This window comes from Sphingopyxis sp. H053 (assembly GCF_001468225.1).
Classification (GTDB): Bacteria; Pseudomonadota; Alphaproteobacteria; order Sphingomonadales; family Sphingomonadaceae; genus Sphingopyxis.
This window is the reverse complement of sequence record NZ_LNRU01000003.1, coordinates 128,671-154,805: the sequence shown is the minus strand read 5'-3', so window position 1 is coordinate 154,805 and position 26,135 is coordinate 128,671. Positions and strand designations below refer to the sequence as shown.

Sequence of the window (26,135 nt, the reverse complement as noted above, 5' to 3'; positions counted from 1 at the left end):
GAGCCCACTCCTTTCTGTTAGAAAATAGCATATAAGTTTCTAACAAGCTATAGTCGATTAGTTCCGCAATTTTCACCGTTCCAAACGCTGCGCGTGGTCAAGCATCCATTCCGCTCAATGTCAGGCCCATAAGGAGAGAGGGTGATGTGTTGGCGTTCGGAGGGGCAGCGAAAGAGGGGCATGCTCTGCCCGACAAGGAGGACGCAATTGTTCAACCTCAACGCCACTTTGGATTCCGTTGCGCGGCCACGCATGGTAAGCTCGCCAGAGAGGAGTGCTATGCAGGCCAATCTGTCTTCCGAGCCCTCAAAGGCCGAAATGCCACCGCCAGTGCTTGGTGATTGGCTTTGGAAGCCTTGGTACGCCAAAATCTGGTGGGCAGCGATTCCGCTTTACTGGGCAATCACGATGGCCTCGCTCAAGATTCCAGCGCTGGCGTCGTTTTTTGAGACCGCGCTTGTCGGCTATCTCAATGTTCTGTTCTTCCCGATGACGGCGCTGCTCGTGCTTGGCTTCGGATTTGTCCGTGCCCGGCTCGATGCACCTACGGCGGATCGCGGAGATCCTTTAACCGATGAGGAAATCGACGAACTGGAGCGCCTGAGGGTCGAACAAGAGATGCTGTGGAATCCACCCGATCACTTGCGCCCCGTCGGCGACATTTACGACCCATTTTCGGGAACAAGCTATATCGGCAACCCCCTCAGCCCCAACAACGGGTCGCGAATTTAGCGTCTCTTATAGCTGCTATCGCCGTCGAACGGACCGTTTGCCAAGTCAGTTGAAAATCGCCCTTTGTCGAGGATCGTTGATTGTTCCAAGGACGTCATGGGGCCGGTGATGTCGGCCGTCCCACGCGCGGAGTCTGCCTGACCAAGATAGCGATTTCGCAGACCTGTTTCTCCGAGCACTTGGCGGTTTAATTCCCGCGTAAAGGAGGCTTCCGGATTTGCAGAGCGCGCTGCGGCGCGCTCGGCGTTTGCGATCGCTGTGCGTACATCATAGTTCATGATGTCCAGCGATGCCTGAGCACTCTCGTTGCTGATTCCCACGTCGCGGCTCGTAAATCCAACGCTTGCGCCAACCTTCCCCGATCGTCCGGTCTGCGACCGCGCACTTCCTTTCTGCCCGCCGCCGCGGGAGGCATAGTCGCTGCTATGTGCGCTTGCCCCCATATCGCCGCCCACTGTCGTTCCCATTGAGACCTGATCCTGCGCAGATCGTGATATTGACCGCTGCCACCCCGTCTGCGCGACGATCGCCGACACATCGCGCTGCAGCGTGTCGGCGACCTGCGGATTGAGGCGCCATTCGCCCTTGCTATCCATCTCGAATCCGCCCTTCAGCCAGTTGGCCATCATCGCCTGACCCTCGTCTCCACTGCTCAGCATATGCTCGATCGTATCGGGTCCGGCCTGCTTGCCAGCCTCATACTTGGTGCTGGTGTCGCTCCGCGCCGATTGCGCGAACCCGGTGCTGCTCGACACAAGGAGGTCGTTATCGGCAAAGCTGAACCGCGCGCGGCCGCCTGCGGCGATCGCGCCATATTGGCTGTCGTTGATCAGCCCGGCCCGGTGAAGTTGCGCGGCAACCTCCGGCGAAACGTTGAGATTAAGGTCGCCATTCTGCGACATTGCGAGCTGACGCTTCGTCATCGTGATGCCCTCGGCGCGCAGCAGGCCCTGCATGCGCGACAATCGCTCATTGTCGACGATGCGCGTCAGCCGCTCGTTGCGTGCGCGGTCGGCGATGCCCGCAGCGCCGCTTTCGGCCATATCGACCTGATTGCCCGCTGTGCGGCTGAGCGCCCCGATGAACGCATCGAGCTTCGCTGCCTCGCGCGTCGACACGCCGGCGGCCGCTGCGCCTTCGGCATAGCCGAAATTGTCGCTCTGCCTCCGCTGCTCGCCGATGCGGGCCGCGCCGCGGACACCGCCATGGCCGACCTCGCGCTGGGCATCGAGCTTGCCCGACCGCTCGGCAAAGTCATAGCCCGCCGCCTCTCGCGTCCGGCCATAGACGCTCGTGCCTTCGCGACCGGCCTCGGCGGTCGCGCCGTCGGCTGTGCCGAGCTGCACCGACGCGTTGTACATTTCGAGGGCGCGCATGACATGGGCCTCGTTGCGGCCCGTCGAGCGCGAGAGTGAGGAGATCGCCGTCGAGCGCGCCTCGCCCGACAACGTGTTGATGAACCCGATGCGTCGCGAGGTTTCGTCGACGGAGAGGCCGAGCATGGCTGCCGCGTTCCGTTGACCTTCATTGTTGCCGGTGCGCCATGCCTGTTCGGTCTTGACATTGCGCCGCTCGATCCCTGCGACATTATCGCCGGCGTAATCGCGGCGGCCTTCCATCGCGCCGACATTGACCTGTGCACCGGTGAGGTCGTTTCGCAGCATCTGTTCCTGCTCGAAGCTGTTGGCGATGAGCTTGGCGAAAGTCGGGTCGGCCGACGCCTGTGCGATCACGGACGACGCCTTGAGATCGGCGTCCTTGCCAACATAGCCATGGCGCTCGAAGTGCCGCCGCGCCCCCTGGAACATCATGTCGTAGGCGCGGGTGTCGCCGAATGCCTTCCATTGCACCATGTTCTGCGTGAAAGCCGCGAACGCCCGCTCACCCGATTGCCTCTCACCGAAATAACTGGTGCCGAGGCCGCGGAGCGCATCCTTCTCGGCAAAATTGTGAATCGCGGAGGTGGTCGCGTTGGCGCGCACGGCTGCGGCGGTGGCAGGGTGCGAGAGGTCGCGGCCGACGAGGGCAGGGGCGAGGCCGCCAAGCTCGCGCGCGGCATCGGTCGCGCCGAGCGCGAAGCCCGTCGTTCCCGCTGCGCCGGGCGTGCGATCAGCCAGATAGCCGCCGGCGGCGCCGAACGCGCGGTTGCTGCCGAGCGTCGACCGTTCCCCGAAGTCCCCGAAGCTCGATACCGCGCTGCGCCGCGCCATCGTGCCGGTCGCGGAGGCCTGCGCTTCGAGCGCCTGCGCGCGGCCTTCGTGCGTCATGATCGGCGTCGCCGCCGCAGTCCCCTGGCCCTGGGCGCCGAGCGCGCCGCTGGTGAAGGAGGTGAAGACATTGCCCGAGAAGCGGAACACGGTGAACACGAAGGCGCCGGCCAGCCCCGCCGCCGCGGTGCGAAAGCTGCCGAAGATCGCGAGCGCCTTCATCGCAGAGGAGGGCGCGAGCATCCAGGCGTTGGCGGCGACATGGTTGGAGCGCATCTCGGCGAGCACGTCCATCGCGCGGCCGAGGGTGAGTTGGTAGATACCGGCGTCAATCACGCCCCACATGGCGACGAATACGAACAGGCCGAGCGCGAAGCTCGCCACGCGCAGGTTGATCGGGGTCAGGATGAAGAGCAGCGCGATCGGCATCATGAACAGCATGATCCCGAACACGGTCGCCCGGATCGTCGGCATCCACTCGTTGGCGGTCGACATGGTCGCAAGACCGCTCGAGACGACCGCGCGGTTGGCCATGACCCTTGCCGCGGTCGCCGGGCTGTCCTCGAACAGCACGTCGCCGACCGCGTTCCCGAGATTGATGTTGGACATCAACTGCTGGAGCGTCAGCGGCGTGCCGAGCATCTTGTCGCCGAGCGCGCCGAGGTTCGAGCGGCAGCGCTGAAGCTGGCCCGCGTTGCTCACATCATAGCCCGTTCGCTCGCACACCTGCCGACTGTAATCCTCGAACAGCGCGGGATCGGATAGCCGGTCCGAGATATAGGTCCAGGCTTCGGTGCAGCTCACGGTCGTGCCGCCCTTGTCGGTCGCGGTGAAGACGGTGCTGAAGGTCGCCGGTCCCGCCATCGCGGCGAATGCTGCGGGAAGATCGTTCGTGGTCCGGAAGAGCTGGTCGTCGTCGATGCCATAGGCGGGCGACACGCGCGCGACCGGATAGCATTGCCGCACATAGTCCTTGATCGTCGCATCAAGGAAGCTGTCGGTCATGGGACCGCGCGGGGAGACGGCGTTCAGGAACAGGTCGAAGCTGTGCCCCCCCGCGCCGAATTCCAGCTTGGCATTGGGATCGATCGTGTTGTCGTCGATCGTCTCTGCGATCGCTCGCTCCATCATGTTGGTGACGCCCGCGACCAGCACGATCAGGTTCGGGACGTCGCCGACGGGCTGATAGGCGTTGCGGACCCGGTCGTAGACATGGACGGTGCCCGTCGTCGCGACGAGGCCGACGAAGAGCCCGACGCCGACAAGCGTCTGGAAGCCGAAAGCCACGATGCCCATGCCGTTGCCGCGGACGCTCGCGAGCAGCGCGCCGAGCGCGATCCCGGCAACCGCGATGATGAAGACGAGCGTCTCGTAGCGCGGGTCGGCGAAGATCATCGAGACGAGGCGGAAGGCGTCGACCGTCTCGTTGAACCCGTCATAGGTGTGGAAGCTCGTTTCGAGGGCGAACGCCGCGGTCGGCGCCAGAGCGGTGAAGGCGGCGAGGAGCGCGGAAAGGGTGTGGGCGCGCATGGCGGTCAGCGATTGCGGTTGGCGGCGGCGCCGGCGGCGTCGCGCGCGTCACGGTCGCGCTGTCGGACGAGACCGGAGTAATTGGCGGAGAGGTTGGTCTGTTCGAGGGCCGCCATGTAGGATTGGCGCATCTGTGCGCGTTGGCGCAGCACCTCGTCGCGCAGACCCTGCAACTGCTCGATCCCCTTGGTGAGAATACGCGTCTGGCAGATATTGGCATTTCCGGCGTCGGCCGCGCCCGCGGCCGTGGTGCCGCGCTCGGCGTTCGATAGCGCGAAGTCGATCGAGCGGGTGAGGTCGTTGAGCATCTGGTAGGCGAGGGTGAGCGCGACCAGTTCATCGGTATCACCGATCACGCTGTCCTCGACGCCTTCGCGCACACCCCATTCGAGCATCCGGTAGACCGGTAGCGTCTTCACATTGGCGACGAACTGGCGTTCCTCGGCCGTCAGCGCCGAGCGCGTGCGGATCTTCGTCGCGATCGCCTGCATGCGCTCGCGCGCGAGGATCAGCGCGCCGCGGCCCGGCCCGTCGATCTGGCAGTCGGCGCCGGTCGGCGGCATGTTGAGCGCGCGCGACTGGACGCGCCCGGTCAGGAAATCGTCGACGCCTTCGGTCTCCTGGCGCGGGCAGGCGGGGATCGCCGAGAAGAGCGGCACCTTGTCGGTCGTATCCCAGCGCATATAGACGTCGCCGACCCGCGCCCGCATGACGCCGGTCCACTCGCCGGCGCCGACGCGCGCCGTGGCGTGGGCGAGGAGCGAGCCGGTACGGAAGATGTCGGTGACCTCCCACGGGCAGTTGGCGAGTGCGCCCTTCAAATCCTCGGTCGGGTTGTTCTGGTTCGCCTGGATCTTCTCGCGGCTCTGCTGATAACTCTTCGCATAGCCTTCCTTGATCGACTTGTAGCCGGTCATCTCCTCGATGATGCCCGACATATTGTCGTCGCCCTTGGCGATCTGGACCATGCGGTTGGCGAGGCGGCAGTCGTTGACCTGGATCGAGTTCAGGAAGTTCGTCGCCGCCTCCATCTTCGAGATGATGTTGCCCATCTTCTCGTCGAGGGTCTCGAGGAGATACTGGAACGCCACCGCGGGCGCGGCCTGCAATATGCTCTCGAGTTTCTGGACGAGGTAGTCGGGATCGAGGAAGGACATGCCGCCGAGGAACATGTCGATTCCGCCGCAACCCGCCTTCACCTTGGGGAGAGTCAGACTCATCAGATAATCGTTGTGGACGTCGACGCGGCCCGAGAGGCCGCCGGCTGTCACATAACCGCGCGCCTGGTCCTCGAAGCTGCCGGGCGACGTATAGGTGACATTGTCGAACCAATGCTCCGCCCAGCTCTGCGCCGCAGCGGGCGTCGCGGCGCTTGCCGAGGAAAGGGCTAGGGCGATCAGCGGCAGGCGAAAGCGGGCGGTCGGCATGTTCGACGTCCTTTGGTCTGGTGCAGGTAAGGGAAGAGCTGAGTTGCCATGCTCAGCGCCTCGGGCGGTTGGGCGGGACGGCGCCAACGATCCCCGTGAATTTCGAGAGCGCGCGAACGCCGACGGCAGGGCGAACCCCGGTCAGCATCTTGGCGGCCAAGTATAGGTTACGCGCGAGGTTCGGCGCATGGTCGGTCCCGATGGCGATAGGAATAATGCGGTTCTGATCGGCCGCCGGGCGCACCCAGGTGACGGGATGACCGATCCACGGCAGCCCGAGTCGGCCCGAGCGCAGCATTGCTTCCTGTTCGCCGATCGCGCGTACCTCCCAGCCATAGCGAGCGCGAAGACCGGCGAGTTTCGCCCAGAGGTCCGCGCAAGGCGCACAGCCGGGCGCCGTGCTCATCTCGATGACGAAGATGCCGCGTTGGCCTCGCAGCGTCTCGGCGAGGTCCGGGGGGAAGGCGCGTGTTATGGGCACTCGGCCCAGCCAGTTCCGCATCTCCGCCATCGTCGCGACCGGGTGGACCGCAGCTCGTGCAGCAATCTCGCGACTGACCATTTGGGCGCCTGCGGGCGAGCCGAGCATGATCGCCACACTTGCTGCCAGGAGGATGTTAGTCCGCCAGAACCCGCCTTGCAGGTAAGGGTAATTTACCTTACATTGAAAGGCGGAAAGGGTATTACGTATGAACGCAGTCACGATCACGACGAAGGGGCAGATCACGCTGAGGAAGGAGTTGCTCAGGCATCTCGGCGTCCACCCCGGCGACAAGATCAGCCTCGAGAAACTGCCCGACGGTCGGATCGCAATTCGGCCGATGATGAAAGCCGGCAAGATTTCGGAGGTTTTCGGGATGCTCAAGCGGGACGGCCAAAAGCCGCTCTCGATCGACGAGATGAACGAGATTATCGCAAAAGGATGGGCTGGCGAACGGTGAATATCATTGCCGACACCAACATCCTCGTTCGCGCAATTGCGGATGACGACAAAATTCAAAGCCCGATCGCCAAGGCGCAACTCGATGGGGCTGAACTCGTCGCGCTTACGCTGCCGGCGCTTTGCGAACTCTGCTGGGTATTCCTTCGCGGGTACAAGGTGAGCCGAGAGGACTTGGCCGGATCGATCCGGGTCCTGATTTCTGCGGACAATGTGAAAGTGGACGTGCAAGCCGTCGAAGCCGGGCTCGCCATGCTGGATGCGGGCGGAGACTTTGCCGATGGCGTCATCGCCCACGATGGCCAATGGCTCGGCGGTGAAACCTTCGTCAGCTTTGACCGAGGCGCCGTTGGTTTGCTGCAGAAGCACGGACAGACCGCAATAATCCCCAAATGATTGCATGTCCGCGCTGGGTGCGTTGCAAACTGTTGTAATAGCCCCCGTCATCGCCGCGGCTCCATTCCGATCCCAACGAGATCGCCCCTGAGCACGCGCGGGTCGGTCGCTGACACTGGCCCATTCGACAGCGCGTCGAAGAAGCCGTCTTCCTCGCCCGCGCCGGTCAGGAACTGCTCGGGCCGAATGTCGCCGAGCAACAGCCGGACCGCCTGGTAGGTCGTCTGGGTGAGATTGGGATAGGATTCGACGCCGCTCGCGATCACCATGCGCTGCGCGCTGCCGCGACGGATCACCATCGTCGTCGGAGTAACCTCGACCCCAAAGCGCTGGCCGAGTTCGGGGCGCTGGTCGATGTCCATCTGCGTTACCTGCCAGCCGGTCTCTTCGCGGAACCGCTCGAGGATCGGCCATTGCACGCGGCAATAGCCGCACGAGGCGCGCGAGAACATCACCAGCGCAAACTGTCCGGCATTGGCGCGCAGATAGTGGCGCCGGATCGCGTCTTTCTCGGCTCCCATTGCCGAACGTGCGTCGCCGACCATGGGGTTGGCCGACTTGGAATTAAGCTCGGGATTCTGAAGCAGGGCGATCTGCGTGACGCCCGCGAACGCCCGCGCTTTCCTCCGCGCGAAGTCCTGCAACCGCCAGAAGTCCGCGACCGCATCGACGGAGAGCACCGTCGCGGCATAGTCGCGCTGCTGTTCGATCAGCTTGCGGATCTTCGGTGGCGTCCAGGTCGCGAGCTCCGCCATTGGCGGGATCGTGGGTTTTACGAGCGCGTCGGGATCGGGCTCGCTCGGCTCCGGCGGCGGCGCTTGGTACCACCAATAGCCCTGTTTCAGCTCGGGCGCGCGGGAGGAGGATGGGTTTTGCGCGAGCGCGGCGGTTGTGGTGGAGAGGGCGATGCTGGCGAGAAGGAGCGCCCGCATCACAGCACCTTCACCACGCGAGAGAGCCGCGCGATCGAAACCGGGCCATAATAGCGGCTGTCGAACCCGCTCGGATGCGAGGAGCCGACATAGATGGTGCCGGGCTTGATCAGCCCATTGTCCGGGCGCCAGTAATCGAGCTTCTGGCCATTCCGCCCATAGGGCTTGGTCACTCCCAGCAATTTGCCGTCGCAATAATACCAACCATCCATTGCGTCCGGCGCGATCATGGAGGGTTTCTCGATCAGCGAGATGCGCTCGCTTGGCATGCAGAGCGCGCGCTTCGTCACGTTGATCGGCTCGGGACCGGCCAGCGGATGCGACAGCTTGAACATGACGAGGTCGCCCTTCGTGATCGGGCCGGGGTTCGACCGCACCGCCCAGGCGTCGATCGACGGCGACATGACGAGCGTGATTTGCTGGACGGCCCAGCTGGCAAACAAGCCGAGCGGGATCACGAGCGCACAGGCTTTCCACAGCCGGTCGGGCCGCGTCGGCTCGCCGAGGCCTTCGGCACCGAGCGCCACGGCCGTGCGCCGCGGCAAATTCTTGAGGCCGATGGCCAGCTGCTTACCGGCCTTCCAGGCGAGACTGAGCATCGCGCACCTCCTCCTTTCCACCAAGACGGGCGATTCCTTCGAGCAAGCCAGAGAGCGCGGCGTCGCCGTAAACGACGCGGCCCGCGCGGGGGCTTTCGTCCTCGCGCTCGCAATAAGGGAGCACGGGATCGCCGGGGATCATCGCAAGCGCGGGAACGCGCGTGACGCCATGCTGCCGGAACACGAGCGGATCGACGATGAGCTGGACGTCGCGCATCGCGCAGGCCGGGCCTTCGCAGCCGGGATCGAGCCGGAGGATTTCGGCGGTCAGCTTCGCCATCGGCGCGACCTTGGTCATCCCGCCCGGCATTCCGCGGAACGCGATCACGCCGCGCGCCTTCTCGAGCTGAGCGGCATAGGTGCGCAGCGTCGCCGTGGGCATAGAGGAGGAGGCGAACAGCACCGGCACCCACCCCGTCGCCGCTGGTGCAGGACCGGCGTCGGCGACGGCCTTCATGTCGGGCGCTTCGAGGCCCAGCGCCTGTTCGAGGCGCTTCGCCATCGCTGCGCGCTCAGCGGCGAACCGGTCCTTGCCCGCTTCCATCGCCTTGCGGGCGCGGGATTCCATCGCGGGAGAGGGCGCCTGGCTCCGCAGCACTTCGAAGGCGCGGCGGCGCTCGGCTTCGGTCGGCTTGGGCAGTTCGGACGGCCCCGCCTGCGGTTCCGCCTTGCGCCGTTCGATGGCTCTGCGCAGCCGGTCCATCGCGGCATCGCCCTCCATCTCTATTCCGACGCGCGCTGATGGAGGAGCCTTTTGGTCGGGTGCCCCCGGCGATATCTGCGCTGCCGCGAGGCTCGCGAAACCCATCGCGCCGCCGATCGTCAGCGCGATCGCGAAGCGCACGTCAGCGGCCGATGGCCTGGTAATAGGCATCGATACGTTCCTTCATGTCGATTTGAATGTCAGCCTGCGCGCGGGCCTCGATCTCGGAATAATATTCGGACAGGTCCATCTTGGAGAAGTCGAGCGCCTGGAACTCCTCGGGCGTGAAGCCGCGGCAGTTCGGCGTTTTCACCGGACCCCAGCCATCGGGAAATGACTTCAATTGCGGGCGGCCCTGTTCCTGGATGATGCGGCCGAGCTTGGTGTTGAAGCAGCAATGGCTCTTCGACTTCTGGATGCAGATGCCGAGAATCTTCGACGAGCAATAGCTGCCGACCTCGACGCACATGCCCGAGCTGCGCAACATGCCGACTTCCATGTCCTGCTGGTCGCAGGACGAGAGCAGGAACTCCATCATCACGTTGATCGCGAGGCTGATCGCAATCGACGTCGGATCGATGCCGATGACGAGGGCATTGGCCCCGGCGCTCGCCGCCTGGCTCGCTGTCGCGCCCGCCTGGAATGCGGCATAGGCAGCCTTGGCGCCGGTGAACACGCCTTTCGCGATCGCGATCTTGGTCTGAGTCGACGCAATCGACGAGCCCATGCCGTCCTTGACGATCTTGCCCTTGTCCTTGCAACAGTTCGAGAAAGTCGTCTTGAGACCCGCGGGACGGCAGCGAAGCGCGCGTCCGCCGAAGATCTCTATATTGCCAAGACAATTGCCCTCGGCGTCGACGGGACCATCGGCGGGCGCGCCGGGATCGTCGATCACCGGCTCATCCTCGATCGGGCTCGCCGCGGTGTCGATGCAGGCGTTCGGGGTGCAGGCGGGAACGCCGCCGCTCGCGGGCGTCTCGCACGGATATTGCGTACCGAGCGGGCACGACCACGCGCCGCCGGGCTCGGGCGCGCACCAAGTACGCTCAAGTGGGCATTGGTAGCCGCCGTCTGTGGTGCCTACGCAGATCGCAGTTTCGCCGGGGCCGTCGGCTTCGCCACTGCCGTCGAGATCGACGGCGCACATATGCTGCGCGTACGCCGGCGGCGCGGCGAAGGCGCTGCCGATCAGGACGCCCACGATCACCAAGGCGATCAGCACCGCGCGGTGCGGCCAGAGGATATCGCGCCAACTCATCGCGCGGTCGCCGTGCAGGCGAGGTCGGCCCCGGCGAGCCGGACCGCCTGCATCATTACCACCGCTTCGGGGAAATCATCGAGACAGCCGCAGGCCGAAACGATCTGTTCGCCGGGGCCTGCCGGGCAGACATTGTCACTCGCGCAGGCGTGATAGAAGGTGTCCCAGCCGGTCGGGTTCGTCTGCTGCGCGCCGACGACGCCTGCCGGAGCAGCGTCGGTGTTGGCCTTCGGCTTGCGCGTCTTGCAGATCGCCTCGCAGCGCGGGACCGACCCACGGTCGGGGAGGGCGAAGGGGCGGGTAGAAGCGGCCATGCCGCCGTCCGCTGTCCGCACGCGGTCGGCGAGAATCGTCTCGGTCGAATGGTCGATGATATAGGCGCCGCGCGACAAGTCCGGCTCGGACAGCGCGCCATTGTCGACGACGCATTTATAGGTGCGCTCGCGGCGGAAGAAGTCGCGGGTCAGCTGAACGGTGCAGGACCCGGTGCCGAACAGGCGTGTTTGCGGCAGCGGCCTGAGACCGGTGCCGACGCCATTGCGGAAGGTCTGAACCGCGTCGACCGTCTCGCTATCGAGGCGGCATTTGGGATCGGCGCCATAGCCTGCGCAGAGATCGACCAACCGCTCGCGCGGCTCGCAACCGGGCGAGACGCGGATCTCGACGTCGACGAGACCCCATTGGGTGGTGAGCGGCCCGCCACCGCCACCGCCCCGGACGCGCGCCGACACGGTCGTCGGGCCTGCCCTGAGATCGGCCGTGAAATCATAGGGCGTATAATTGCGCGCCGCGCCGCCATCGGTTCGGCAGTCGCCAGAAGGAAGGCCCGTCGTCAGCCATGGGCGCGGCCCGGCGGAGCCGACGATCCGGCCGTTGATACGGCCCTGGACCCAGTCGTCGGCGCCCATTTCGACGATCCGCGCGGAGACGAGCTTCGCGGGATCGCTGACTTCGAAGCGTGCTGTGAAGATCGGCGGCGAGCTGCTGCAATCGCCATCGCCGATGATGCGATAGCGGCGGCATCCCTCGCCGCAGTCGCGTACCGAGTAAATGGAGCCCGACGCCGAGACGATGTCGTCGTATGTCAGGGGCAGGAAGCTAATCTCGCGCTCGATCGTGCAGGCGCGGACCTGTTCTGCGCGGCCCGTTCCCGCGGGCGAACCGGCGAGCGACTGGAACAGGCTGTTCGCCTCGGAGGCGGCAAAGGCATCGCCCTGGATCGCCGTGGGGTTGGCGCGATAGGCCGTCTGGGGAAGGGTGGGGTCGGGGCTGCATGCCGTCGACTGCGCACCGACATATTGGATGAGCGGACCGTTGACGCGCGCGTCGGCGACGCCGATGCGCGGGTCGTGTGTCGAGAGCGCGCCGATCGCGCCGCCGCCGAGATCCTTCAGCACCGACGGCAGATTGCCCATGACGAGGTTCGCCCCGCAGCTATTGTTGATGCAATAACAGCCGGCGAGTTCGGGCATCTCGACTTCGGTCAGCTTGAGGTTGCCTCCGGCATCGACATCCCACTGGAAGGTGCGGCAACCGTTCCAGCTTCCGGGCTGGCACGAGATCACGCCGTTGGCGCAGATGCCCGACACCGCGACCGGCAGCGTCGAGACGCTGTCGAAATTGCCGTCGATATCCTTGTCGCGCGCGATGCGGACATTGGCGATGTCGCCGCCCGCGCCGGGCTGGATCAGGAGTTCGAGGAAGTTCGCTGTCTTCTGGCAGGCGAGGTTCGGTGTGAAGGTCCGGCTCTTGTCGACGGTCGCGATCAGCCGTCCGCCGAGGCCCGGGTTGATGTAGTTTTCAAGGATCGCTTCGCTGTCGCCGCTCTTTGCGCGCGCTGCTTCTGCCACGGCGCGTGCGCGATCTTCGACCGTTTGCGCCGATGCAAGGCCGGGGAGTATCACCGAAACGGGCAGCAGGATAAGGCACCGCGAGCTCATGAGCGGCCCTTCTCGACCGTGCGCGAACCCAGGGGCACGCGGAAGAGGTCTCCCGTCCGGAACGCGGCGGATCCGGGCGGGAGTAGCCGAAAGGCAGCCTGGCCTTCGAAGGACGTCAGCACGGCCTTCGCCCGGGGACGCTGCGGGACCTGATCGTGATGATCCGCCAGCGAAGGCGCTACGGCCGCTTCGGCGGAAGTTGGAGCGGCGCCCGAGAGGGGGCAGGGCGCCGCTCCCGCCTCGCGCGCCTGCCGGCAGCCACCGGGGCTGTGGCGGGCAGACCGGGCCGATTCCCGGCTGCGCGTGGGGCGATCGGTGTGCGCCGGAACCGACGCGGGATCAGGGCGTCGAGATGCCGGCACAGCAAATCGCTTTCTCGAAGAGCATGAACTGGGCGTTGTCCTTGCCGGGCGCGTGCTTGGCGCTCGTCCAGAGCGCGCCAGGCCGGCCGATGTTGACGCACTTGCCGCCCTTCACCGGCTCCATCAGCTGGAGCTTGTAGCGGCTCTTGGTCCAGATCGGCTGCGGCTTGAACGAGCAGCCGTCCGCCGAGTGGATCGTCAGCGCGCCGAGCCGCCCCATCATGAAGGTGCCGCGCGCGGCGAGGCCGGCCCAGGCTTCTATGCGGTCGCCCATGTGGATGTCGCCCGCGATCGGATAGGTCGATCCCCAGCTTCCCATGCACCAGAAGAGCGGATCAACCACCTTGCCAGCGGCGGCCGCGGCGCTGTCCGCCATGCAGGCGAGTCCTGCGGCGGGATTGCCGAAGAGAATGCCCTCGGGCTGGATGATCGCGCCGAACGTTCCCGACTGCCAGGTCGGCAGAAGCTCGGTCATCATCGCGACGTCGAAGCCGTCATCCTCGATGCAGGGCAGGTCGGTGAACATGTCGAGCATCTGCCAGACCGGAGCCTTGTAATAGTGCATCTGCGCGAAAAGCTTGGTGGTGTTGGTGCCGTCCGCGATTGACGACTGGCTACCCTGCAGGCGCCCGCCGGTCGGCATGATGTCGGCGCCGAGCGCCATCATGCAGCCAGGCTCGGTCACGATGTCGATCATCCGGTTCGGCGTCCAGAAGCTCACCTTCACGCCGAACCAGAAGGTTGCGCCCTTGCGGCAGGCACATAAGGGTTTCGAGGCCGATTGGGCGTCGAGTTCCTTGCTGAGCTTGTCGTGGCTGCCGATCCGCACCCCGCCGATGGTGATCGGGAAGATGCAGTTCCAGCGCACCTTGGTGATCGGATTGAAGATGGTGTCGCTCGGGCATTTGGAGGCATGGGCCGGAACCGCCGAAAGCGCGATTCCGGCGACGAGGGCTGCCGAGAGCGCTGCCAACCGAGTGCGGCTGGACCGCTGCTGCGCCGCGACCGCTGCGAGCCGCGCCTCGCTGGGTAATGGTGTGGCATGCGCGCGGCGAGCAGGCATAGGATCTCCGTTGCGCCGCGAACGGGCGCCTGAAGGTCGGCGAAGACGGATGGACGGCGTTTGGCCTGGCTATCCCGCCGGGAACTCGACGCCGTCCGATCTAAGGGATGCCCAGGGTTGATTGAGCGTGCAACGCGTGGGGCACGAGAGTGCCGAGGGAAGGCAAGGATGTTCCGCTGGCCGTTACCGAGCACGCCAAGAGCTTCCCCTAAAATAAAAGGCTTAGCTGTTATGGATGCGATGACGTTTGAACTCGATTTAAGCGTCCGGGACCCGCGCCACGATCGTCAGGTCGGGATACTGCCTACCTAATCGGACTTAAGTCTTCCGGGAACAGGCAGCGCTGCGCTTCCGTGCGCGCCGGCACCTCTTCGCTGAGGAAATCAAAACTGCGCAGGCGCCCGACCAGGCGGCGGGGCTGAACGTCTCGCTATAGGGCGACATCGCCGATCCGAGCGACGCGCAGCCCGCAACGAGCAACGGGAGAATGCATAAAGCTCCCAACCCTCCTTGCCGGAGGATGCGGGCGTTGGACATGCCTTGGGTCATCGTTCCTCCATCCCACGGCAGCGCAGGAGCAATAGCTGCGCAAAGCGCAGGAAAATGGGATTCAACCGCTCTCGAAGCCGGGGCGGTGACTTGGACATGGGACTATCGCCGGCGCGTGGGCAAGGCGGGGGGTACGAACCTTCCGCTCGGAGGCATGCGCCTGCCTATGCACGGGTTTCGTTATCTCGTTCAGGCTACGCCAGCAGGCGTCAACTGCTGACCGCTCTATAAGAAACGCCATCCATCACTGATCGCAATTGAAAAAAATCTTTCGTTCGCATTTGCAGCATAAGCGGGAGATTCCCGTATCTTTTCTGCCTTTTAGGCATCCTCTCCCAAACTTTAGGGGGCCAGCGCAAGCTGACCCTTCTTTTATGGAATATCGGGGATCGCTCCATCAGACTGCTTTGCGCCTCTGCACGACCACCCCCCCTTTCGCGGGACTGGAGCCAAAACTGAGGTATCGGAAGATACACGGACATTGAGCAAGACCGCGCGGTAGGTCGATCATGGAGCTGCTTCAACGAAGAGCATGCCATGACTATTGTTACGACCGACGCCCCTGTCACCCCTTTCCGCCAGCGCATGCAGCATGATATGATGATGCGCGGCTTGGGTGTAAGCGTGGTCAGGAAACCGCCATCGATTAGCTGTCGCGGGATTTAGCGCCGGCGTAGGCGGCTATTCCCTGCGCCCGTCGCTTGGCGAGCTTCGCCGTGCGTGCGTTGATCTCGTCGAGGCTGATATCGGTAGGATCGAAGACGCTGCCATACCATTGCACCATGGACGCGCGCTCGGGATGGCGCGGCTTGGCCATGGCATTGAGGAACTCTTCGAACCCCGGGGTTCCGCCGACGTCTTCGGGTGGGGCACGGCGTTCGCCATCGACAAACCGCGGGTAATCGATGCCGGGAATTGCGGGCGTGATCTCTTCGATCTCGATGCGATGGCGCCAGTCGTCCCCGAAATCATAGGTGTAGGTGAAGCTGGTTATGCCGCGCTCGATGAGCTTGCCGATGCGCATATTGGCGGCGTCGCGGGTGCGGATCATGAAAGCATCGTCATCGTCGAAGCGGATGCCATACGGCGAAGGCTCGGTACCGGGGACGAGGCGGATCGCAGGTTCGTGCGGGTCCTCTCGGCGGTGCTCACCGATGGCCTGGAACCGGTTGAGGCTGCCGTGCGCGAAGCGCTGGCAAGCGGCACGGCCAGCGACGAGCTGATCCTCAACATCCTCTCCCGGCGCCGCGAGCCGGCGATGCCCCACAGCATCGTTACCTCGGAAGACCGGATGCTGCGGCATCCTCCGCTTGCCGACTGCGCGCGCTATGATCTGCTGCGAGGCTATGATGCAGCGGCATGATATGATCGGCACGATGCGCGGCCTCGGGCTCAAGGGCATGGCGGCTGCGTTCGACGAGGCCGTCACCACCGGCCTCCAGCGCAAGCGCACCACCATGGAGATACTGACCGATCTGCTTCGCGCCGAGGCGACCCACCGGGATGCCGCTTCCATCCGTTATCGCATGACGGCCGCCAGGCTGCCCGTGGTGAAGGACCTGGAGCGGTTCAGCTTCGAGGGCACGCCGATCAATGAGGAGCTGATCCGCTCCCTTCATGACGGTTCCTTCCTCCCGCCTCGCCGCAATATCGTGCTGGTCGGCGGCACGGGGACAGGAAAGACCCACCTCGCCATCGCGATCACCGCCAATGTCGTGCGAAGGGGCGCTCGCGCCCGCTACTTCAACACCGTCGATCTGGTGACACGCCTCGAAGAGGAGACCCGGATCGGCAAGGGCGGGACCCTGGCGGCGCAGCTGTCGCGGCTCGATCTGATCGTGCTCGACGAGCTTGGATATCTACCGTTCGCACGCTCGGGAGGGCAGTTGCTGTTCCACCTCATCAGCAAGCTCTATGAACGCACCAGCGTCATCATCACCACCAACCTCGCCTTCGGCGAGTGGCCAACCGTCTTCGGCGATCCCAAGATGACCACGGCGCTGCTCGACCGCGTCACCCATCACTGCGATATCGTCGAGACCGGCAACGATAGCTGGCGCTTCAAAAACCGCAGCTGACCGCCACCTTCGGCGCCTTCAAAAATCTATCTTGCGCTGCGTGCGCCTCCGGTCGGGCTACGCCCGCCCTCCGCCGCACGCAGCGCAAGGCCATCCTCAACAAACCATCATCATATCCCAAAAGGGGGTCCCTCTTCGACGCCGATCTGGAGTGGGCCCCTCGGGCCGGACAGGGTCACGCAGCTGATTTGACCATGGGCCGGGAGTGTTGCTGCTCGAACTGCGCAGGGCTGACATAGCCGAGCGCGGAATGTAATCTGCGTTGATTATAGATGTCGTCGATGAACCTGGGAAGCTGGCCGGCGACATCATCGAAGGTTTCGAACGCCATGGGGTAAACCGCCTCGACCTTGAGCGTCTTCATGAAGCTTTCCGCCTTGGCATTGTCATAGGGGTTGCCCCGCCGGCTCATCGAGCCGACCATCCCATGATCGGCGAGCATCGCTCGATAGATGCGGGATGCGTATTGGCTCCCGCGGTCAGAATGATGCACGCATCCTGATCGCGGGCGCCGTCGTTCGATCGCCACTTTCAGCGCCGCCACGGCGAGCCGGGCGTCAATCGACCTCCCGATGGCATAGCCGACCACGCGGCGCGACCAGGCGTCCAGGATGATCGCGACATAAGCAAAACCACCGATGATGGCGACATAGGTCAGGTCCGCCACCCAGAGCTGATCGGGGCCATCGAGGATCATGTCCTTCGAGTGATCCGGAAAGACTGGCAGGTCATGGTCGCTGTCGGTGGTTGCGGTATAGCGCCTGCGGCGGCGCGGTTGCAGGCCATGCTCGCGCATCAATCGCTTGATCCGCTTGTGGTTGGCGATCACGCCCTGATGGCGAAGCGCGGCCTGCACGCGGCGCCAGCCATAGGCTTCGAACTCATCGCAGATCGCCGCGATAGCAGTCAGGAGTTCAGCATCGCCGATCCGCTCGGTCGGCACGTGGTAGAATGTCGATCTTGCGATGCCCATCAGCCGACATCCTCGCGCGATCGACATCCCGCCGGGCCGGTGATCACGGATGTACTGGCGCTTCTCGGCCGCGGTGCGTCGCGAAGAGCCCCCTTTAAAAACTCCAGTTCCAGCGCCTGTTTGCCGACAAGGCGTTCGAGTGCGGCAATCCGGGCCTCATATTCCTGGATCAGATCTGCCGCTCGCGCATCTTCATCAAGGGCGCCGGCCTCGTACTTCTCCACCCAGATGCGGATCAACTGCCGGGAAATATCGTGCCGCTTGGCAAGGGCGTGAAGCGTCTCGCCGCTCAGAAACTCCTGCGCGACCTGACGCTTGAACTCGACGCTATGGGATCGGTGTCTTGCCATGGGCTCTTCTCCAAAAGCCCGGCTACACGGTCAATCCAACTATGCTTCCTTGTCCGGCCCGAGGGGCCCACTCCAATCGGGGGTCCCTTTTGCGCGCCGATTGACAGACATGGCAGCCCTTTCCGATCCGAACGCAGCTTGCAGTGCTAGACGCGATCCCCGAAATTCGCGGATCGCGGCCAGATCACTTCTTTTCCTGGAGTGTATGCGTCAAACGGGGAACCGCGTCGAACAAATCCGCAACCAGGCCAAGATCGGCGATCTGGAATATCGGCGCGTCTTCGTCCTTGTCGATTGCTATGATCGTTCCCGAATCCTTCATTCCTGCAAGATGCTGGATGGCGCCCGATATCCCGATGGCGATATAGACGTCCGGAGCGACTATTTTGCCGGTTTGACCGATCTGATAGTCATTGGGCACATAGCCCGCATCGACCGCTGCGCGGCTGGCGCCGACCGCTGCGCCAAGCGTATCGGCCAGCGGGAAGATCGTCGCCTGGAAGGTGTCCGCATCCTTCAGGGCGCGACCGCCGGCGACAATGACCTTGGCCGACGTGAGCTCTGGACGTTCGCTCAAGGCGATTTCGGCGGCTACGAAGCTCGAGAGGCCGGCATCGCCGCTGCCGACGACGGCCTCGATCGGGGCCGAGCCGCCTTCCGGCGCCGCCTTGATAAAGGCGGTGCCGCGCACGGTAATCACCAGCTTGGCGTCGGAGCTTTCGACGGTCGCTATGGCGTTGCCCGCATAGGTCGGACGGGTGAAGGTTTTGGGGCCGTCGACCGAGAGGATGTCGGAGATTTGCATGACGTCGAGCAGCGCGGCGACGCGCGGCGCGATATTCTTGCCGTTGGAGGTGGCCGGCGCCACAAAGGCGTCGTGATGGCTCATAAGGCCCACGATCAGCGGCGCGACATTTTCTGCGAGCGCGTTGGCATAGGCGACGTCATCGGCAACATAGACCTTTGCTATGCCGACGATTTGCGACGCGGCGTGGCCGGCGGCAGCACAGCCCGATCCGGCGACGAGCAGATGGACTTCACCGATCTGCGACGCGGCGGTGACGGCGGCCAGGGTGGCGTCCTTGATGGCGGCGTTGTCGTGTTCTACCCAAACGAGAATTTTCGACATCAGGCTACTCCGAGTTCCTTGAGCTTGGCGACGAGGGTGTCGACGTCGGGCACCTTGATGCCCGCCTGGCGTACCGGCGGCTCGGAAACCTTGACGGTCTTGAGGCGGGGCGCGGTATCGACGCCGTAGTCAGTGGGCGATTTGGTGGCCAGCGGCTTGGACTTCGCCTTCATGATATTGGGCAGCGAGGCATAGCGCGGCTCGTTGAGGCGCAGATCGGTGGTGACGACGGCAGGCAGTGCGAGGCGAACGCTTTCGAAACCGCCATCGACCTCGCGCGTGACCAGCAGATGTTCGTCCTCACAGGCGACCTCACTGGCGAAGGTACCCTGCGGACGCCCCATCAAGGCCGCGAGCATCTGGCCGGTCTGGTTGCAGTCGTCGTCGATTGCCTGTTTGCCGAGGATGACGAGGCCGGGCTGTTCCTCGTCAGCAATGCCCTTGAGGATCTTTGCAACGGCCAATGGCTCGACCGCATCGTCGGTTTGAACCAGGATCGCTCGGTCCGCTCCCATGGCCAATGCCGTGCGCAGCGTTTCCTGCGCCTTGGCCGGGCCGACGGAGACCGCCACGACCTCGCTCGCTACGCCCTTTTCCTTCAGGCGGATCGCTTCTTCGACCGCGATTTCGTCAAAGGGGTTCATACTCATCTTGACATTGGCCAGGTCAACGCCCGTGCCATCGGCCTTGATCCGCGGCTTTACATTATAGTCGATCACCCGCTTCACGGGCACGAGGATTTTCATCGAAGTCTCCAATATGTTGCGGCTTACACGTCCCGGATTATGTTGAACCGGGTTCAGTCGGCCTATTCAGTCTGCGTGCACGCCAAACTGCATGCCGGCCTTTCGCCCATCGCGGGTGGCCTGAGCGATCTGTCCGGGGCCAAGGCAATCGCCGACGCGCTCCACCGACGGTATTTCCCCGGCGTCGCGTTTTTTGACCAGTTCGTGATAAAGATTGTCGTCGGAAACCTGGCCCGTAACCAACACCACCGCATCAGCAGACCGGGCCTCTTCGGCACCGGTGAGCAGGCGGCTGGTTGTGACTTTACCCTCGGAAATGCTGACGATCGCAGTGCCGACGACAATTTCGATGCCGATTTCGTTCATCGAATTGATGACGTGAACAAGTTCCAGCGTGTTCAAGGTCCAAGGCGCGGGATCGCTCGCAGTCGTCACATAAGTAACCTTGCAGCCGGCCAAGGCTAGGCGTTCGGCGACGACCGTGGCCATGTAGAAATAATCTTCGTCATATACGACGACTTTGCCGGTTGGCATGTTGCCGTTCAATATATCTTCGGGATTGAAAACATGGGGCAGATCGCATCCCGGTATCGGCTCGTCGTGATTGCGGCCAACTCCGTCGCTGCGCCACGTTGCCCCTGACGCTACAATGACGTGGTCAGCCTCGAATCCGGCGACGTCCTCTGCCGTCAGCCTGCTGTCGAGATACATGTTCGCATTCGCCATCGTCTGAAGCTGCCCGACGCGATAGTCGACCACGCGCCCCCAGGCGCTCAGCCGTGGCATCTTGCGCTCGCGCACAAGGCGTCCGCCCCATTCGGATCCTGCATCGGCAATCGACACCTGATAACCGCGCTTGGCAAGCGTGTGGGCAGCCTCCAGACCGGCCGGACCCCCACCCACAACCAGAATGTTCTTGTCGGGATCGTCCGCGGGGGGCACATTTTCGGGATGCCAGCCCATCAGATGCTCTTCGCCTGCTGAAGGGTTTTGCGTGCAGCGGATCCGCACGGACGTCATGACCTCTGCGGTGCAAGCGTTGCACCCGATACATTCGCGAATATCGTCGTGGCGCCCCTCATCGATCTTGTTCGGCAAGAATGGGTCGGCAATCGAGGGGCGGGCGGCGCCGATCAGATCCAGAACGCCGCGCTTGATCTGGCTTACCATGGCATCGGGGGACGTAAAGCGGCCAACACCGACCACCGGCTTGTTCGTCACCTTCTTGACGAAGTCTATAAACGGTTCCTGCTGGCCTTCTTCAAAGAAGCGGCTGCTGCCACTGTCCCACGGCCAATCGCTGACGTTGACATCCCAAAGATCGGGAACATCGGCTAGCGCTTCGATGACCCGGCGGCCGTCTTCCTGCGCGGTGATGTTCGATACTCTTCGCCGATCCTCCACGGCGAAACGAACCGCAACCGCACAGCTGTCTCCGACCGCATCCTTCACGTCGCACAGCGTTTCGCGGAGCAGGCGCAGACGATTCTCGAACACGCCGCCATATTCGTCCGTTCGCTTATTCGTTCGGGTGTCGAGAAAATCCTGCAACAACGACAGATTATGCGCGCAATAGACATAGACGATGTCGAATCCCGCTGTCTTTGCGCGGACGGCGGCATCGCGATACCAGCGCCGGAAATCAGCGATATCCTGCTTGTCGATCGTTCTAGCGGAAATCGGATTGTTGAAATAATGCGGGAACTTGGCCGTTGGAGACAGCGGATGCTCGCGATAATAGGCTGCCGGTCCCGACGCGCCGGCATGAGCCAGCTCGACCCCGGCCAGCGCACCATGTTCCTTCACCGCCGCAACGATGCGCGCGATTGGCGCGATATGCTTGTCATTATACAGGCACGGGTCCGGAAGGGGGGCGTGATCCGACGTTTCGTGGATCATCGTCTCTTCGATGCAGATGACTCCCCAGCCGCCTTCGGCCCGCGTTTTTCGATAGGCGACCATCTCGTCCATCGACGACATCCCCATGCTGATCGCATGTGGGACGACGTAAAACCGGTTCTTGGTCCTGACCGGTCCGATCTGTACCGGCTCAAAGAGGATATCGTAGCGTGGATCTCGCATAAGTCGCTCCATCGGCGCGTTGGTCAGTCAGGGATCGCCCGGATGCCGGTTTCCGGCGTTCCGACAACCAACCCCGCCCTGAACGGGATCGGCGAAATAAAAATAGCCCGGCTCCGGCATGTTTCCCGTCGAGCAGTTGGGCAGGTTCAGGCGACCTGCCGAACTGCGATTTCGTTCGCCTTGCAAAAAGCGTCCTTCAGTATGATTTTTCCGTCGCGGACATGGAGTATATCCAGACCGTCGATCGAAGATTGTGTTTCGTCAGGCGCAGTTATGAGCAGAGTCCAGGTCACCAGTCCCATCGATTGATCTTCGTCGATCATCGTCGCCGTGACCTCATAGTGCGATTTGCTATCCGATACTGCAAATCCGGGCGCGAGTGCCTCGCCAACGGCGGCGCGTCCCTTATGTTCGATGCCGTTGGGGTCGATATAGACGGCAGTATCGGAAATGAATTCCAACATCGCCTCATAATCCCCGACGTTGAATGTTCCCATGAACGAGCTGACGATTTCTGATAGGCTTTTCATGCTCAAAAAATTCCTGTCGGTGCGCTACCATAAGAGGAGCTGAAGATTCTCTTCGGAATCTACGGATCGGGATAACGCCCCCCCCGATCGCGCAACTATTGGCACAGGGGAGCTTCGTTGCGCGAAGGGGGAGGCGTTATTTCGCTGGAATGCTCGCGAGATATGCGATCATTGCCTTGCGATCGGTTTCCTTCGCGAGCCCGCCGAAGGCCATCGAGGTACCAGGGTAAGCCGACATGGGGTCCTTCAAGAATGCGTCGAGCTTTTCGGGCGTCCAAGTGCCGTCGGCATTTGCAAGCGCCTGCGAATAGGGAAAGCCCGCCGCGCCGCCGATCTTGCGGCCAACTACCGCAATGAGTTGCGGTCCTGCCGGTGATGGCGTCGCAGGGTCAACCGAATGGCAGACGGCGCAGTTGCTGAACAATTTCTTGCCCGCCTCGACCTGGCCCGCATCGGTGGCCAGCGCAGCATAGCTGTCGGTCGAGGCGGCCGGGGTAGGGGCGGGTGTCCCGACGCCGGATTCCGCGCCGCTGCCGTCGCTTTGTTCGGATGGCTTCGAGCAGGCAGCCGTCCCGACCAGGACGAGGCCGGCCAAGAACGCCAGTCGATATTTGCCGATATGAGCATTATCCATTTGTCGCATCCTCTTTTGCAAGCTTTTCGGTCACTTCCCGGCAGGCACGAATTCCGCTTTCCACCGCGCCGTCTATGTACTCGTGCCAGCCGTCGGCAGTAGCGGAGCCGGCGAAGAACAGGCGGCCTTCGGGTTTTGCCATGTCTTTGAATTTTTTGAACCATCCGACCTTGTAGGCTGGCCATGCTTGTTTCGAGAACGGATCCTTGACCCAATTATATGGTGCGATGTCGGTGATTTCCGCATCGGGATGGATCTTTCGCAGTTCCGCACCGACAGCGTCCAGATCGTTCATGTCAATCAGCGATTGCCGGCCCAGCGTCGCCTTCAGAATCGTGCCGTCGTCACCGAATTCCTCGGTCTGGATTGCGTTTAACGGGTTTGGATCATCGCAAAAGGCAAAGGTGTTACCGAGGTTCTTTTTTACTTTCATGTACATCGTGGCGCCATCGGCACTATCGCCATGGGCGATGAATTCCCGCTTGGCGGGCGACAGTCCTGGCTTGAAGTTGATGTCTGGATAGACAGAGGTAGGCAGAGTGAAGACAGCAGCTCTTGCCTCGAATGTTTGTCCGTCGGCAGTCCTGAGGGTGACGCCCCTGTCGCTCTGTTCTACTTCTTTGACCACAGTGCCGAGCCGCACATCGGCCTTGCTGTCGTCAAGGATTGCCTTGGCCAATGCCGCAGTTCCGCCATTGGCGATATGCCAGTGCTTTTCCGAGTCAGTGAAGGTGAAAGGATCCCACGCTGCGAGAGCGAAAAGTTTGACGAAACTCGCATAGCTGAATGTTGATAGCGGACCACCGGCATAGAGTACGAGTTCTGCGCTCAATGCCGCTTTCGCCAGCGGATCGAGGCCGAGCGATGCAAGGTGCCGAGCCGCCGAGATGTCATCGATCTTCAGCACTTCGGGGTTGGCGAAGGGCTTGTATGGTTGTGGAAACAATGTGCGCGAGTTGGCGCAGAATCTGTTGAACGCGTCGTTGTAAAGCGTGTCGAACTTCGCGGGCGGCACATTGTGGACGGCTCCATCCGACGTCATGATATAGGATGCGTCGAGATCGTAGAGAGGCACTTCTTCGAAGTCGAAGCCGTAGCGCTGCATTTCCGTGAAGACATGCGGCTGTACCCAGTGGACGGACGATCCTCCCAATTCCACCGGCCGGCCGAGAAACTCGCTGGTGAACGTGCGCCCGCCGATGCGCGGGCGCGCTTCCAGCACGACCACGCGCCAGCCCTTGGCGGCAAGGTCGCGCGCGGCCGTGATGCCGGCATAACCCGCGCCGATGACGGCGACATCATAGGGGCCGCCTTCGCCGCCGCCGTCGCGTGCCTCGCGTCCGGGATTTTCCTTTGCACAGCTCGCCAGCGCAACTGCGCCGGCTGCCGCAGCGCCGAGCCTCATCAGCGAACGTCTGTCGACAGGCTGGTTCGCCATGGCGTTCTTCTTATCTGTGGTCACGACATTTCCCTCTTCCCTTATCCGATAGCCAATTTCGTCAGGCCGCCGCGTTGATTACTTGAAGGCGCGTGAATTCACGGACGCCTTCAATACCGCCTTCGGTTCCGACACCGGACTGCTTCGCGCCCGAAAAGGGAATGTCGGGTTGAATGGCGACGTGCTGATTGATCCACACCGTTCCGGCTTCAAGATCGCGGGCGAGCGTGCGTGCCCGATCGACATCACGCGACCAGATGGAAGCTCCGAGGCCGTAAGGGCCGGTGTTGGCCCGCGAGATCGCCTCCCTCTCATCCGAAAAGCGAAGCACCGGCACGACGGGGCCAAATTGTTCATCGGCGACCAACCTGGCCTCGTCGGCTAGATCGGCGATTACCGTCGGCTCTATGAAAAAGCCGGGCCGATTGGTGATATGACCGCCCGTCAAAACCCTGCCTTGGGCCGCCGCTTCTTCGATAATCTCGCGAACCTTGTTGAACTGCATATTGTTCTGGATGGGACCGATGGTGACCCCGTCCTCGTCCCCCGCGCCGAGCTTTAATGCTCTGGCCGCCGCGACCAGCCGCTCACAAAAGGCATCGTAAATCTCGTCGGCGACATAAAGACGCTTGGGCGCTGCACAAATCTGACCCGCGTTGAGGAAGGCGGTGGCGGCGAGGCCCTGGGCCGCGCGCTCCACATCGGCGTCCTTGAGGACGATGGCCGGGTCATTGCCGCCCAATTCCAGCGTCACCCGCTTCAATGTCTCGACTGCGCCCTGCATGACGCGTTTGCCGGTTCCGGTCGATCCGGTGAAGGAAATCTTGGCAATGTCGGGATGGCCGGTAAGACTTGGGCCGAGATCATTTTCGTCGGCAATGACATTGAACACGCCCCGTGGAAAAATCTCGGATGCCAGTCGGCCCAGCTCAAGGCTCGTCAGCGGCGTGGTCGGGGCAGGCTTCAATATCACCGTGTTCCCCGTCAGTAGGGCAGGGGCGAATTTGTTGCTTGCCAAGATCAACGGATAATTCCACGGCGTGATCGCGGCGACGACGCCCAGCGGGCGGCGATCAATCTGGTAGCTGCCATTGACATGGCTTCGCGTTTCGGCAGACAGTTCGACGCTGGCGTAATAGCGCATCCCCTGCACCGTGGCGCCGATTTCGAACCGCGCCTCGGGCAAGGGCTTGCCCTGTTCCTTGACGAGCAAGCGCGCAAAGTCCTCGGCCTCTTCCTCAAGCCGTTGCGCCAAAAACAGGAGGCAATCCCGACGCTCGCTCCAGGATGTTGCTGCCCAAGCGGGAAAGGCGTGGCGCGCCGCCGCCACGGCGGCATTGAGCTGGCCTTCGTCCGCAACCGGGGCCGCCGTGAACGGTTGGCCCGTCGCGGGATTGACGACATCAATCGTCCGCGCGCCTGCCACCAGTTGTCCATCGATGAGCATTTTATAAGCGTTCATGGTTCACTCAATTCATATATCAATTACACGAGATCGCATGCGCGAACCCTAGACTCTTGGGCCGCCTTCTGGGCC

23 protein-coding genes and 1 pseudogene are annotated in these 26,135 nt (G+C 63.1%); 5 read left to right on the top strand and 19 right to left on the bottom strand.

Going from position 1 to position 26,135, the window contains the following annotated elements; all coding sequences use genetic code 11:
- The first annotated feature begins 207 nt into the window (after positions 1 to 207).
- Positions 208 to 732, top strand: coding sequence for a hypothetical protein (locus ATE70_RS06555; RefSeq protein ID WP_231732608.1), 525 nt, complete (start codon positions 208 to 210; stop codon positions 730 to 732).
- On the opposite strand, the gene ATE70_RS06550 is transcribed toward ATE70_RS06555, so the two are convergent.
- The 3 genes from ATE70_RS06550 to ATE70_RS06540 are packed head-to-tail and all read right to left on the bottom strand — an operon-like array spanning position 729 to position 6,485.
- A complete protein-coding gene (locus ATE70_RS06550) occupies positions 729 to 4,469 on the bottom strand; it encodes a conjugal transfer protein TraG N-terminal domain-containing protein (protein ID WP_058537145.1) in 3,741 nt (1,246 codons plus the stop codon). The two genes, ATE70_RS06555 and ATE70_RS06550, sit on opposite strands and share 4 nt — an antisense overlap.
- A 5-nt stretch (positions 4,470 to 4,474) precedes the next feature.
- Complete coding sequence (locus ATE70_RS06545; RefSeq protein WP_058537144.1) at positions 4,475 to 5,896, bottom strand: conjugal transfer protein TraH; 1,422 nt, start codon at positions 5,894 to 5,896, stop codon at positions 4,475 to 4,477.
- Between the two features lie 52 nt (positions 5,897 to 5,948).
- Entirely contained in the window at positions 5,949 to 6,485 is a 537-nt protein-coding gene (locus tag ATE70_RS06540; protein ID WP_058537143.1) for a hypothetical protein, read from the bottom strand.
- A gap of 100 nt (positions 6,486 to 6,585) precedes the next feature.
- Here ATE70_RS06540 and ATE70_RS06535 point away from each other — a divergent pair, with 100 nt between their 5' ends.
- Together ATE70_RS06535 and ATE70_RS06530 are read left to right on the top strand one after the other, a co-directional pair.
- Positions 6,586 to 6,837, top strand: a complete 252-nt coding sequence (locus tag ATE70_RS06535; protein WP_058537142.1) for an AbrB/MazE/SpoVT family DNA-binding domain-containing protein — start codon at positions 6,586 to 6,588, stop codon at positions 6,835 to 6,837.
- Positions 6,834 to 7,232, top strand: a complete 399-nt coding sequence (locus tag ATE70_RS06530) for a type II toxin-antitoxin system VapC family toxin (RefSeq protein ID WP_058537415.1) — start codon at positions 6,834 to 6,836, stop codon at positions 7,230 to 7,232. The genes ATE70_RS06535 and ATE70_RS06530 overlap by 4 nt, the downstream gene beginning before the upstream one ends.
- A 47-nt stretch (positions 7,233 to 7,279) precedes the next feature.
- Here the strand turns inward: ATE70_RS06530 and ATE70_RS06525 are convergent, their stop codons facing one another.
- The 7 genes from ATE70_RS06525 to ATE70_RS25390 form a co-directional block, all read right to left on the bottom strand.
- Positions 7,280 to 8,164 (bottom strand): conjugal transfer protein TraF, encoded by an 885-nt coding sequence (locus ATE70_RS06525; protein ID WP_058537141.1) that lies wholly within the window; start codon positions 8,162 to 8,164, stop codon positions 7,280 to 7,282.
- Positions 8,164 to 8,763: a S26 family signal peptidase gene (locus tag ATE70_RS06520; RefSeq protein ID WP_058537140.1), complete on the bottom strand. Its 600-nt coding sequence runs from the start codon at positions 8,761 to 8,763 to the stop codon at positions 8,164 to 8,166. The genes ATE70_RS06525 and ATE70_RS06520 overlap by 1 nt, the downstream gene beginning before the upstream one ends.
- Entirely contained in the window at positions 8,735 to 9,637 is a 903-nt protein-coding gene (locus ATE70_RS06515) for a type-F conjugative transfer system pilin assembly protein TrbC (protein ID WP_082639811.1), read from the bottom strand. Before ATE70_RS06515 ends, ATE70_RS06520 begins: the two co-directional genes overlap by 29 nt.
- Positions 9,609 to 10,613 carry a conjugal transfer protein TraN gene (gene traN, locus ATE70_RS06510; protein WP_440861251.1) on the bottom strand — a complete coding sequence of 335 codons (1,005 nt, stop codon included), beginning with the start codon at positions 10,611 to 10,613 and terminating at the stop codon, positions 9,609 to 9,611. Before traN ends, ATE70_RS06515 begins: the two co-directional genes overlap by 29 nt.
- A gap of 107 nt (positions 10,614 to 10,720) precedes the next feature.
- A complete protein-coding gene (locus ATE70_RS06505; protein ID WP_058537139.1) occupies positions 10,721 to 12,664 on the bottom strand; it encodes a hypothetical protein in 1,944 nt (647 codons plus the stop codon).
- 339 nt (positions 12,665 to 13,003) lie between these two features.
- Positions 13,004 to 14,089 (bottom strand): TraU family protein, encoded by a 1,086-nt coding sequence (locus ATE70_RS06500; protein WP_082639808.1) that lies wholly within the window; start codon positions 14,087 to 14,089, stop codon positions 13,004 to 13,006.
- A gap of 1,195 nt (positions 14,090 to 15,284) precedes the next feature.
- On the bottom strand, positions 15,285 to 15,689 hold the full coding sequence (locus ATE70_RS25390) for a plasmid pRiA4b ORF-3 family protein (RefSeq protein ID WP_058799894.1): 405 nt from the start codon (positions 15,687 to 15,689) through the stop codon (positions 15,285 to 15,287).
- A gap of 30 nt (positions 15,690 to 15,719) precedes the next feature.
- Here ATE70_RS25390 and ATE70_RS25385 point away from each other — a divergent pair.
- Together ATE70_RS25385 and istB are read left to right on the top strand one after the other, a co-directional pair.
- A pseudogene (locus ATE70_RS25385) lies at positions 15,720 to 16,001 on the top strand (IS21 family transposase); the annotation flags it as partial.
- Positions 15,988 to 16,716 carry an IS21-like element helper ATPase IstB gene (istB, locus tag ATE70_RS06490; protein WP_058537412.1) on the top strand — a complete coding sequence of 243 codons (729 nt, stop codon included), beginning with the start codon at positions 15,988 to 15,990 and terminating at the stop codon, positions 16,714 to 16,716. The pseudogene ATE70_RS25385 and the gene istB, both read left to right, overlap by 14 nt.
- 175 nt (positions 16,717 to 16,891) lie before the next feature.
- Here istB and ATE70_RS06485 read toward each other — a convergent pair whose 3' ends face one another.
- The 9 genes from ATE70_RS06485 to ATE70_RS06445 all read right to left on the bottom strand — a co-directional run bounded on the left by ATE70_RS06485 (position 16,892) and on the right by ATE70_RS06445 (position 26,060).
- The gene (locus ATE70_RS06485) at positions 16,892 to 17,716 is read right to left on the bottom strand and encodes an IS3 family transposase (protein ID WP_137868132.1); all 825 of its coding nucleotides are present in this window, start codon (positions 17,714 to 17,716) and stop codon (positions 16,892 to 16,894) included.
- A complete protein-coding gene (locus ATE70_RS06480; protein WP_058457711.1) occupies positions 17,689 to 18,039 on the bottom strand; it encodes a transposase in 351 nt (116 codons plus the stop codon). The genes ATE70_RS06485 and ATE70_RS06480 overlap by 28 nt, the downstream gene beginning before the upstream one ends.
- A 184-nt stretch (positions 18,040 to 18,223) precedes the next feature.
- Positions 18,224 to 19,168 carry an electron transfer flavoprotein subunit alpha/FixB family protein gene (locus ATE70_RS06475; RefSeq protein ID WP_058537136.1) on the bottom strand — a complete coding sequence of 315 codons (945 nt, stop codon included), beginning with the start codon at positions 19,166 to 19,168 and terminating at the stop codon, positions 18,224 to 18,226.
- Positions 19,168 to 19,914, bottom strand: coding sequence for an electron transfer flavoprotein subunit beta/FixA family protein (locus ATE70_RS06470; protein ID WP_058537135.1), 747 nt, complete (start codon positions 19,912 to 19,914; stop codon positions 19,168 to 19,170). The genes ATE70_RS06475 and ATE70_RS06470 overlap by 1 nt, the downstream gene beginning before the upstream one ends.
- A gap of 66 nt (positions 19,915 to 19,980) precedes the next feature.
- Positions 19,981 to 22,008: a 6-hydroxypseudooxynicotine oxidase gene (gene ndpC, locus ATE70_RS06465; RefSeq protein ID WP_082639800.1), complete on the bottom strand. Its 2,028-nt coding sequence runs from the start codon at positions 22,006 to 22,008 to the stop codon at positions 19,981 to 19,983.
- Positions 22,009 to 22,142: 134 nt separating this feature from the next.
- Entirely contained in the window at positions 22,143 to 22,526 is a 384-nt protein-coding gene (locus ATE70_RS06460; protein ID WP_058799892.1) for a nuclear transport factor 2 family protein, read from the bottom strand.
- A gap of 136 nt (positions 22,527 to 22,662) precedes the next feature.
- The gene (locus ATE70_RS06455) at positions 22,663 to 23,160 is read right to left on the bottom strand and encodes a c-type cytochrome (protein ID WP_058537132.1); all 498 of its coding nucleotides are present in this window, start codon (positions 23,158 to 23,160) and stop codon (positions 22,663 to 22,665) included.
- Positions 23,153 to 24,598, bottom strand: coding sequence for a flavin monoamine oxidase family protein (locus ATE70_RS06450; RefSeq protein ID WP_058537131.1), 1,446 nt, complete (start codon positions 24,596 to 24,598; stop codon positions 23,153 to 23,155). The genes ATE70_RS06455 and ATE70_RS06450 overlap by 8 nt, the downstream gene beginning before the upstream one ends.
- A 61-nt stretch (positions 24,599 to 24,659) precedes the next feature.
- The gene (locus ATE70_RS06445) at positions 24,660 to 26,060 is read right to left on the bottom strand and encodes an aldehyde dehydrogenase family protein (protein WP_058537130.1); all 1,401 of its coding nucleotides are present in this window, start codon (positions 26,058 to 26,060) and stop codon (positions 24,660 to 24,662) included.
- Positions 26,061 to 26,135 lie beyond the last annotated feature (75 nt).